Raw genomic sequence first — 11,985 nt, 5'->3', positions numbered from 1 at the left:
ACACCTTCTTCAACATTCAAGGATTGAATATGACCGTTGCCATAAAAAAGCAGCTTGATGAAAGCCTGCGCGATGCCCTGTTGGCGCTCTACCTGAACAAAGTCGCGCCCGCCAACGACACGACAAAAACACTCAAGCTCAAGACCGCCCAGGATCTCTACGAATACTGGTTGCTCGATGTGCTGGTCAGCCAGGATGTGCCGACCACTCCCGTGGCTTGCGCCATTGCCAGCCTGCAGCAGTACATCAACCGCATCCTGATGAACCTGGAGCGCGGTTATGACTCGGCAACCCTGACTCCCGCGCACCGGCAGACATGGCGCAACGAGCTGCACCAGTACTCAACCTGGGCCGCCCACCAAAAGCTGCTTTACTTCCCCGCGACGTATCTGGACCCGGCCCTGAGAAACAACAAGAGCGACAACTTCCGGCAACTGGAAAACGACCTCAATCAGAGCCGAATTCAACCCGATGCCGTTCAGGCAGCCGTGCTGGCTTACCTGACCCGGTTCGAAGAAGTCGCCAACCTGAACATCCTCAATGGCTATATCGATGGCGAGGACTTTGCCAACAGCACCTACTACTTCATCGCCAAATCCCGCTCCGAGAACACCTACTTTTGGCGTTCGCTGAATATGGCTCAACGCCCACTTGATGGCACACCGCCGCAACCGCCAGCCACCCCGCCCAAACTCGATCAACCCGATCCGTACGCCTGGTCGGACTGGGAAAAAGCCGATGTGCCTATTCCGGATGACGCGATCGAACACTCGATTCGACCTGTCTGGTTCAACAATCGCCTGTTTGTTGTATGGGCTGAGTACATTCATCAGGATCCTGCGGCCAGCAGCTCCTCACCTTCGCAGAGCAGCGATAGCAAAGAAAACAAATGCAATCCTCTGCTGCGCTTGAACCTCTGCTACAAAAAAAACGATGGCAGCTGGAGTACCCCACGAACATGCCTGCAAGGTTACTGCGAAGATAAAACATTGCGTGCCATGGACCTAGACGCCATCAAGCAAAGGATCAACACCTTCGCAGTGCAACGCTCGAACAGTTCACAGGGGGCACTGTATCTTGCGCTGTTCGCCTACGATAACAACGAGGCAAAAAACACACCTGCCGAAATTTTTTTATTCATTAAAACTGTATACATCGACAAGAATTTCACTCCCACTCCTGGCCTGTCAGCCTCAACAAATAGTACTGTAACAAAAAACAGAAGCCACTTTATCCCCGAAATGATAGAAAAACTATCAAAACCATATAAAAACACAAGATCCGCCACCCCTTGCCAATATAAAATTCAAGCCACCCCCTTACCAACCATAACTACATCTACACCTGACACAAACAATACCAGCACATGGAATCACAGAAACTACCAACACAATATAGACAACAGCTATACAATTGACTCAACCTCTTCAACACTCACCCTTGTCTCAAAGACAACGGCCGAGCTTAATCCAAATGCCAACTATCCAAATTCCGATTTCGACCAGAATTTAGAGTTTATAATTTTCAATTTTATTAACAGCACGAATCTACCAGTGCCCACAGGGCTCCGCCTTAAAATCCGGGCAGAACCTCTACCCACGGATGGATACATAACACTTGAGTCAGGTTCGCACTTTACAACCCCTGATAGCTTTAACAAAATTGCTGACCAAACTTACACACTATCCATCGAAAATTCTGCCGACTTACTCAGCTCAAATAGTATATTGAAAGACGCTGTAAATTCTCTCGGATTCACCTTCAACAACAGTTTTCCGAACAGCAACCTGACAGGAAGACTAGTTTCCACAAAGGCACTACACCTTGTATTAAAAAAATCCGCCGACTTATCCCAAGTCGAAACTGAGAGACTCGCCCTCAAAGTCGGAAACCTTATACTAAAGAATACTGACCGCAATCAAACCACACAACTAACATTCAAAGATGTCTCTTTATTTCACAAAGAGCCGCTCAACATTCAGCATATTCTATTGCATAAAAAAAATGTATCGGACGCAAATTCTAATCTCTATGAAAATATGGTCGTATTGGCAAAGTCAGACCCCGTGAAGACACTTAAAGGCGACTTTGCCTTTACATTGAACTTGGACAATTTCAATGATCAGATTGAAACGCTCTACTGTGGTGTGGCGTTGAGTCATCCCTCCCGTCCAAACGTGTTGCGAGCGTCCGCTCTTAAAGCCATCAATCTGGTACAGACGACCGCTCCAGTTCTGCCTACCCCGCCGACCATCACCAACGACAAGCACCCCCATCTGGGCACCTTCCAATTTGTCGAATTTTCCGGCTCCCCTATCAACAACGGCGACAACACCCAGCAATTGCGCCAGCCGATCAGGCTAAACACCGCATTCACCGCAGAACTGATCCGGCGCACCGAAAATAACCTCGATGAACTGTTTAGCCGGGAAACACAACACCTGTCAGAACCACCCATCCCCCCTGATGCCACCACCGGGATGGATTTCCATGGCCCCTACGGTCGTTATTTCACGGAACTGTTCCTCTACCTGCCATGGTTGGTCGCCCATCGATTAAACGCAGAACATCAATATGATGAGGCTGAACGCTGGATCCGGTACCTGTTCGATCCAGGCCGCAGCCACTCTGATTACTGGTGCGCCGTGCCTTTGACCGGTACCGACGTCCCGTCCTATTCCAATCAAGCCCCCCATGATCCACATCAGATTGCCCTCAGCCATCCGGTGCACTTTCGCAAGGCGCTGTACTTCCTGTACCTCGATATCCTGATCAACCGCGGCGATGCCGCCTACCGCGAGCTGACACCCGACAGCCTTGGCGAAGCAAAGCTGTGGTACGTGCGGGTACTGGATCTGTTGGGCCCGCGCCCGGTCGTTCAACGGATCGATCAGTGGTCGGCCATCAGCCTGAAAACGTTGAGCGAAACATCAAGTGAAAGCCTGCGCACATTCGAGAATTCACTCACCCGTTCAACCGCCAGCCGCCCACTGCTCATACGCGAAGACAGTCAGCAGACGTCCTTGCCTGCGATCGATACCCCGCATTTGCATATACCGTTCAACCCGGAACTGCTCAAGCGCTGGGACATTGCCGAAAGTCGCCTGTACAACCTGCGGCACAATCTCGACATCACCGGCAAACCTCTGCACTTGCCGTTATTCGCAGCCCCGCTGGATCCTCGCGCATTGCTCAGCACCAATGCACTGAGCGCCTCGAGTGGCGATGCTTCGGGATTGCCAGACACGCAAATCCCCCACTATCGCTTCGCGGTCATGCACAGTCAGGCCCTGAGTGCAGTGGAAAGTGTCAGCCAGTTCGGCGCCACGCTGCTGTCGCTGATCGAGCGCAAAGAGCAGGCTCAGATGCAGGAACTGCAGCAGCAGCAAGCCTGGGACCTGGCGAAAATGTCCGTCGACCTGCAAACCCAGGCGCTGCGCATCGACCGTCAGAGTCGCCTGGCCCTGCTGGCCAGTAAGGCGATTGTCCAGGGGCGGGTCAGCCACTACCAACAATTGCTCGAGAAGGATGTCATTCAAGAAGAAGCGGCAGCCGGACAGCTGTATTTGATCAGCGGCTCATCCGAGCTAGCTGCATCAGCCTGCCAGGTCGCAGCTGGCGGAATGATGATGGTTCCGAACATCTTTGGTTTCAGCAATGGCGGCAGCCGCTGGGAAGGTGCAATGCACGCCGCCACGGCACTCGCCCAAGGCACTGCTATTGCGAGTCGTACCGCTGCGGCCCATCTCGACCGTACGGCGCAATTCAGTCGTCGGCGGGAGGAGTGGACCCTGACCCGTGACCAGGCACAACTCGAGCTGGCGCAAATCGACGCACAACTCGCGCACTTCACCGAGCAGGAAACAGCCACCCGCCTGCAATTGCGCCTGGCTGAAACAACATTGAGCCAAACCAAAGCCAATTATGACTTCCTCAGCAAACGCTTCACCAAAGCGCAGCTGTACCAATGGCTCAACAGCCAGTTTGCCGCGCTGTACTACCAGGCCTATGACGTAGCACTGGGAATGTGTCTGGCCGCCGAAGCCTGCTGGCATTACGAGCGTGCCGACTTCACCACGCGTTTTGTTCTACCTGGTGCCTGGAACACAACCTACCGTGGGCTTGGGGCAGGCGAGCAGTTGAAGCTAAGCCTGTTGAAAATGCAGACCGAATATTTGCAGCGTCACGAGCGGGAGCTGGAAATTCGTAAAACGGTGTCGCTGCGTCAGATCAAGAGTCAGGACAAAAACAGCCCGATAAACGAAGAATGGGTGGATATCCATCCCAAACTGACGCGTGGGGCCTGTGATTTCGAACTGACCCACGCGATGTTCGAGGACGATTACAAGGACCAGAATCATTACCTGCGGCGCATCAAGACTATCAGTGTGTCCTTGCCGGCCATCCTCGGCCCCTTTGAAAACATTCGGGCAACGCTGACCCAGACTTCCAGCAAGGTGTTCATGTCTCCTGGTGACAAGGGACAGTTCATGGAAAACAAGCGAGCCAGCCAGCAGATCGCCCTTTCCACCGGAGTCGACGACAACGGCCTGTTCACCCTGAACTTCAGCGATGAACGCTACCTGCCTTTCGAATACACCGGTGCAATCTCCACATGGCGCCTGACCTTTCCCAATCACGAAGCACAGAAAGCCATGCTTGAGTCTCTGACCGACATCATCGTGCACGTGAGCTACACGGCCAGAGTGGGGAGTGCGTAATGAGTGAACAAAACGCATTGCCTGTCATCGCGCCGTCACTGCCCAAAGGTGGTGGCGCCATTCAAAGCATTGGCAAAGGCTGGGGCGCGGTCGGCGCCCACGGCGCGGCCTCTTATGAGCTTGCCTTGCCGATTTCGCCGGGTCGCGGCTTTGCTCCCTCCTTGTCTCTGAGTTATGGCAGCTCAGTGGGTAACAGTGTGTTTGGTATCGGTTGGGGGATTTCATTACCCACCGTTGCGCGACGCACCAGCAAGGGTGTACCGGCCTATGCAGAGGATGACGAGATTGTCGGCCCCAGCGGTGTTCTATGGATGCCCGAGCGCGATCCACAAGGCGCCATCACGTCAACCAGCATCGACCATTACAACGATCTGGTACTGGGTGAAACCTATGCCGTCACGCGCCATTTCCCGAGAATCGAAAGCAGCTTCGACCGAATTGAGCATTGGTCCTCGCAGAGTGACAAAGCGGGCTTCTGGCTGGTGCACGGTGCTGATGGCAGCCTTCACGTGTTCGGAAAGAATCCCGCATCGCGTCGTGCCGATCCGCAGGATTCGAACCGTGTCGGCGAATGGTTGCTGGAGGAGAGCCTAAACCCACACGGCGAGCATATCCTTTACCAGTACAAGGCAGACACAGCAGCCCAGCGCTACTTGCACCGTGTGAGCTACGGCAATTTCAAGGCCGATGCACACCTTTACTCATGGAAAGCCGATCGACTGAAGTCGGTGCAATGGCACTTCGAACTGGTGTTCGACTATGGCGAACGGAGTACGGCGTACGAACACAAACCACTCTATGAAGGCCAACAGTGGCAAGCCCGTAGCGACGCGTTTTCCAGCTTCGCCTACGGTTTTGAATTACGTACGGAGCGCCTGTGCCGCCAGGTGCTGATGTTTCACCGCTTTCCCGATGAATTGGGCACCGCCCCCGTTCTGGTCCGACGCCTGCTGCTCGATTACCGCCAGACGCCTCTGGGTTATCACCACCTGAGCGCTGCCCATGAGCAAGCATTTGGCAACGCTGAAACCGCCGATAGCCGTCCCCCCGTTGAATTCAGCTACAGCGAGTTCAAGCTTCTGCCTGAGACCCACACATGGCAGCGTTTTCAGAACATGCCAGGGCTCAACGACGGCCACGGGTATCAACTAGTGGATCTGTACGGCGAAGGCCTGCCGGGCGTGCTCTATCAAAGTGACACAGGCTGGTATTACCGCGAACCCATACGAGCCAAAGCCAAAAACAATGAAGTGGCTTACGATCAATGGCGAGCGTTGCCCAGGATTCCCGTTGCCGACACGGCAAAACCTGTGCGCCAATCACTGAGCGACCTCACGGGCGATGGTCGACTGGACTGGGTCATCGCTCAGCCAGGGTTGAGCGGGTTTTTCTCCCTGGGCCCCGACCGAGACTGGTCGGATTTCGCCACGTTCCATGCCTTCCCTGTGGAGTTTTTCAATCCACTGGGGCAGTTGGCCGATCTGATGGGCGAAGGGCTCAGCGATCTGACGCTGATAGGCCCGCGCAGCGTTCGCCTGTATGCCAACCGGCGAGAATACGGTTTTTCAGCACCCCGCGAGGTGCCTCGTAAAGAGAATGAAGATGCCCTTCCTCTACTCACGTCTTCGTCCAGTGAGCTGGTGGCTTTCAGCGATGTTCTGGGCAGTGGTCAACAGCACCTGGTGCGCATTCGTCACAACGAAGTGAAGTGCTGGCCAAACCTGGGTCATGGGCGTTTTGGTAAAGGAATCGTGCTGGGTTCGCTGGGGCTTGGGTACGAAACATTCGACGCCTCGCGTATCCGTCTGGCGGATCTGGACGGTTCCGGCGCCGCCGACCTGATCTATCTGGAAGCGGACCAGGCACTGATCTTCATGAACCGCAGCGGCAACGGTTTCGCCCCTTCAGTTGCCCTGCCCTGGCCACAAGGTGTGCGCTACGACCGTTTCTGCCAGGTGAGCATCGCCGATCTGCAAGGGCTCGGTTGTTCCAGCCTGATACTCAGCGTGCCGCACATGGCCCCCCAACATTGGCGCTACGACTTCGTCAGTGAAAAACCCTATTTACTCACCGCGACCAATAACAACATGGGCGCCGCCGGCAACATCCGTTATCGCAGTTCAGCGCAGGAGTGGCTGGATGAGAAAGCGGAGAAAATCAAAGCCGCAAAGCCCCTCACCTGTCATGTACCCTTTGCCCTGCATCTGGTCGAGAAACAGACCCAGCTCGATGAGATTACCGGCACTCGACTGACCCAGCGTTTTTCCTATCGCCAAGGCTACTACGACGGTATCGAACGAGAATTTCGCGGCTTCGGTCTGTTACTGCAAACCGACAGTGAAACCAACCCCGGCGATACCGACTCGCCAGGTTTTACGATGCCGTGTCTGAAAAAGAGCTGGTTCCACACCGGGCAAGCAGTCGATGCGTCACGTAGCGGTTATCACCTTGCCGACAAGCAAGCCGTAGCGCTGGGCAACACGTTGTTGTTCCGCTACTCACCCAACACCAAAAGCGACACACTCATCACCCCGCCAGATGTGGCAACCACCCTTGAAATGACCCGTACCCTTAGCGGTCATTTACTACGCACCGAGTTCTTCGGACTCGATAGGCGCCTGAAAACCCGAACACTGTATTCGGTTCAGGAAAACCGCTACCGGGTGCGCCTGCTACAAGCGCCAGGCGACAACCCGCGCTATGCCCGGATGTTGCCGCTGCTACTGGAATCGATCAGTTATCAGTACGAAGGCATTGTTGATGATCCGCAATGCCAGCACACCCTCAATCTGCAGCACGACGCCTACGGGGCGCTGACTCAGGGCGTGAGCATCCATTACGCCCGACGCAAAGCCGCCAGCGATACCCCGCCGCTCAGCGATGCCGACCAACAACAATGGTGGCGCGACGCTCATGATCCGGCGCAACAGTTCTACTACCTGAACGAAACCCGCGCCGAGTTCATTCATCTGGACAGCGCCCAGGGATGGCGGCTGGGTCTGCCTTACCGCCAGCGCAGCAATGCGTTGAAATTCCCCAAAGCCCCTCAAGCGTTGGGGCTGGCCACAAAGGATATGACTTACGAAAAGCTTATCGAGCTCGTCAAGGGAGCGGCCTGGACGACCCAGAGCGTCCTGACTGGCCTGTCCGTGCAACGCTATAAACACAGCTCAACCGCAGAAACCCTGCCGGACGGCACAGCTCACTTCGAAGCCTTGGCCGACCACCTGGAAACAGCCGAGCTGGACGAAACAGCCCTGAAAGCTTACGACGTACTGTCGCAAGCGGTGCGCCCCAAGGGAAAACTGCTCGAACGAAGTGGCTATCAGCGCATGACCGATTTTCTCCCGGCGTCCACGTCACCCACAAAACTCTGGTCCGTCAAAAGCGCTTTCGTGACCTATGCCCCTCTGGAAGGTTTTTACCGGCCACAGACCTTACAGGCGAGCAAAAGCCTCGGCGTGACCGAGGTCAGCTACGACAACTACCACTGCTTCATCAGCGAATTCAAACTGCCCGATGGCTGCGTCACCAAGGCCACCCACGATTACCGCTCCCTCCTGCCCCAGAGCATTACCGATCCCAACGGCAACGTACAAGAAGGTCTCGTCGATGCTTTCGGCCAAGTACTGGCCACCAGCTTTTATGGCTACAAGCACAAAAAACTCACCGGTTTCAAACCCATCGTGGAGTACCAACGGCCGCTATTCAAAAGCCCGACAGACGCGATCAAACATGACAAGGACGCTCTGCAAGACGCCGCCACTGCCACCTGGTACGCGCCCTTCAACTGGATGGGTTGCGTATCGGCCGCAGCGCTGGCGGACACTGACTGGCTAACGCGTTGCGTAGCCAACCGTGACGTGCTGCCGAGCGGGCATATTTGCGCGTCGACCCGAGCCCGGTTGTCGGGTCTTCAAACACTCAGCGTCGATGAGGTGAAACTGAAAAGCGAACTCAATGCCTCGACACGTGAACCCGTGCACATTGCCGTGCTGATCGCTGATCGCTTTCCCGATGACGACCGGAGGCAGATCCGTATCACCGTCACCGACATCGACGGCTTCGGTCGGACGTTGCAACACAAACAAAAGGTCGAGCCGGGAATGGCCCATGTCGTCAACGACCAGGGACAACTGACACTCGTTGGATCAACAGCACGCCAGCAAGTCGCCGCACAACGCTGGCGCGTCAGTGAACGGGTTGAATACAACAACAAGGGATTGGCGATCCGGACCTACCGTCCCTATTTTGCCGATCAACATCGCTCTATCGATGATGCGTCCTTGCGCACGTTCGGCCACCACGACCAACAGTTTTACGATCCATTGGGACGCCCTACCCATGCGCGTCAAGCCAAACAAAACGGTGTCTCCTATCTGCGGCGCCAGACCCGCCACCCGTGGTACACCGTGGACGAGGACGAGAACGACACGCTGGAAGAAATCATGTCCGAGTCATCCGCTACTGGAGGTGAGGCATGAACGCACGCCTTCACCGCAAGACCCCCACCATCAGCGCCATCGACAGCCGCGGCCTGCCGGTGCGGCAAATCGCCTATTGGCGACGCACTGCAGATGACAGCCCTCAAGTGCGCATTACCCGCCAGCACCATGACACTGCCGGGCACCTGATTGCGCAGTGGGACCCACGACTGTTTGCCGAAGCCTCGAAGGCCAACCTGACGACCGTCTACAGCCTGTCCGGCAAAGCGCTTTTGGTGGACAGCGTCGATGCCGGGTGGCGCCTGAGTCTGCCTGGAGACGCCGGACAGTCATTGCATAACTGGGATCAGCGTGGCAGTCGCTGGCAAACGACCTTTGATAATCAACTGCGGCCGATAGCAATCCAGGAAGAGTCATCAGGGTATCCCGCACGCATCGTCGAACGCTTCAGTTACGGCGACAGCTCCTCGGATTGCGCCGAACTCAATCGGTGTGGTGCGTTGATTCGCCACGATGACAACGCAGGCTCCCTGCTCATCAAGGAATACTCACTCGGCACCAAACCCTCGCGCCAGACACGCCACTTTCTCTTGAACGCTGAACCGCCAGACTGGCCAGCAGAGGAACGGGATCGGGACCTGTTACGTGAAGAGGGCGATGGCCACGAAACGATCTGGCACTACGACGCAATGGGAGAAGTCATCCGACAGGTCGATGCCGGTCAACACCAACAGCGCTTTTCCTTTGATGTCGCCGGCCAGCTCAAGGCCGTGAGCCTGAAAATAAAAGGCGCCGAGATCGAAAAAACCATCGTGAAGGATCTCGCCTACAACGCCTTCGGCCAGGTGGAATCCCAGACGGCCGGCAACAACGTGATCAGTCGCGCCGTGTTCGATCCGGCCAGCGGTCGATTGACCTCGCTCACCGCGTCCGTTTCCACCAGCACGTTGCAGGCTCTGCATTACCGCTATGACGCGGTGGGTAATGTGACGCACATCGAGGATAAGGCCCAACCCGTGCAATTCGGCAGTAACCAAAGGGTCGAAGCCGTCAGCACATTGACTTACGACACCCTCTACCAACTGAGCAGCGCAACCGGACGTGAAGCGGCCGGACCTGGGCCCCAACCACACCTTCCCGCTCTCGGCAGAACACCGATTGACGCCCGGCAACTGTTCAACTTTACCCAGCACTACGATTACGACGCTGGCGGCAACCTGACCGAGCTACGCCATGTTCGCGATCGCAACAATTACACCCGAACCCTGAATGTGGATAACGCAAGCAATCGGATCACGTCCTGGAACCAGGGGGATTCATCGCCCGACGTGACAGCTGCCTTCGATACCAACGGGAGCTTGCAATCACTGCAACCCGGCCAGGCGCTGCAATGGAATGCTCGCAATCAACTCGGCAGCGTGGTGCTGGTGAAACGCGAAGATGGCCCTGATGACAACGAACGCTATGGCTACGACAGCAGCGGCCAACGCGTACGCAAGATACAAACAACCTATGCCGCGTCGGTGACTCACACCCGAGAAGTTCGTTATCTGCCAGGACTCGAAATTCGCACCCGCCATAACGAACGCCTGGAAGTCATCACCGTGCAAACCGGGCGCGTCAGCGTTCGCTGTCTGCACTGGACCGAGGGTCAGCCGTCGGGCATACCGGCAGATCAACTGCGCTATAGCCTTGACGATCATTTGGGTTCCAGCTCACTGGAACTCGACGACCAGGCTTGGCTGATCAGCCAGGAAAGTTATTTGCCCTATGGCGGAACTGCGTGGACGGCGTCTCGTTCGGCGGTGGAAGCCGATTACCGAACCATTCGGTATTCCGGCAAGGAGCGCGACGCCAGTGGTTTGTATTACTACGGGCACCGGTATTACGCGCCGTGGTTACAGCGCTGGATCAGTCCCGACCCGGCGGGGGCGGTTGACGGGTTGAACCTGTATGGCATGGTGGGGAACAATCCCGTCAGATTTACCGATGCGCAAGGACTGACCAAAGAGGACCGCCTGGATTATCTCGATCTGGCAGAGGTGAAACTCGACAAGATGGCGGGATACAAAGAGGGGATGTCTCGTGATCATTTCATTGATGTCGCCCGCCGGGAGATCCCTATAGTCAAAAAGCACTATAAAAACTTCACGGTGGAAACACTCAGAATAATTAAAGAGGCCGATGCCAATAAAAATAAAAAATTCAATCAGTTAAAGGCATTGGAAAAATCGAAAGAATGGAACTACCCCGAGCCTGTGAGATTTTCAGATCCCGTCTATACATCAAATGCACTGGATAAACTTACCGCGTTCTCGGGAATTGTGAATGAACATCACGAACATCCATTGACCGGTTTTCATAATATCCCGGGAAGTTTAAGCCCTGATAGTCTGTTCCCCGGAATCACCCTTGATGAGTCTACAGGGGGCAAGGAGAATACTTACCGAGTATCAAATATTCCGGCTTTCATGAATGGCATACAAAAAGCGTATTTAGCTGAAGGTGTGCGACTCCACCAATTCATGACCAAACGGATCATTCGTCATGTGACCCTCCATCAACAGATCCCGGTAAGCGCCGGTGTAGCAGGCTTACATGCCGAGGTTGTAGCGGCCAATGTCTGGTTGCAGGGAGGAATACGCACGCGCGGTCACCATCAACGACTCTCAGAAGCCTTTATTTACACAGCACGTATGCAAAAACGCAATCGAGGCGCGGACTTCCCTGCCTGCTTCAACTGCAGTGGAATCCTGCCTCCCTTCATCAACGTCGTCACAGGACAAAAAGGTAAGCCCTCTTAACCACTACGCATCTGG

Annotated in this window: 3 protein-coding genes; all 3 read left to right on the top strand. The window is 55.3% G+C overall.

Translation table 11 applies throughout. The features are described from left to right. Positions 1-29: 29 nt before the first annotated feature. From AC1RPZ_RS08135 to AC1RPZ_RS08125, 3 genes are read left to right on the top strand one after another with little or no spacing between them, the layout of a single operon-like run. Positions 30-4,721 carry a Tc toxin subunit A-related protein gene (locus AC1RPZ_RS08135; RefSeq protein ID WP_493136507.1) on the top strand — a complete coding sequence of 1,564 codons (4,692 nt, stop codon included), beginning with the start codon at positions 30-32 and terminating at the stop codon, positions 4,719-4,721. Further along, the gene (locus tag AC1RPZ_RS08130) at positions 4,721-9,205 is read left to right on the top strand and encodes a SpvB/TcaC N-terminal domain-containing protein (RefSeq protein WP_493136505.1); all 4,485 of its coding nucleotides are present in this window, start codon (positions 4,721-4,723) and stop codon (positions 9,203-9,205) included. The genes AC1RPZ_RS08135 and AC1RPZ_RS08130 overlap by 1 nt, the downstream gene beginning before the upstream one ends. Next, positions 9,202-11,970 carry an RHS repeat-associated core domain-containing protein gene (locus AC1RPZ_RS08125; protein WP_493136504.1) on the top strand — a complete coding sequence of 923 codons (2,769 nt, stop codon included), beginning with the start codon at positions 9,202-9,204 and terminating at the stop codon, positions 11,968-11,970. The genes AC1RPZ_RS08130 and AC1RPZ_RS08125 overlap by 4 nt, the downstream gene beginning before the upstream one ends. Positions 11,971-11,985: the final 15 nt, after the last annotated feature.

The organism is Pseudomonas sp. GW822-FHT02D10, from assembly GCF_058802345.1.
The sequence above is the reverse complement of the archived record's forward strand: the minus strand, read 5'-3'. Positions and strand labels throughout refer to the sequence as shown.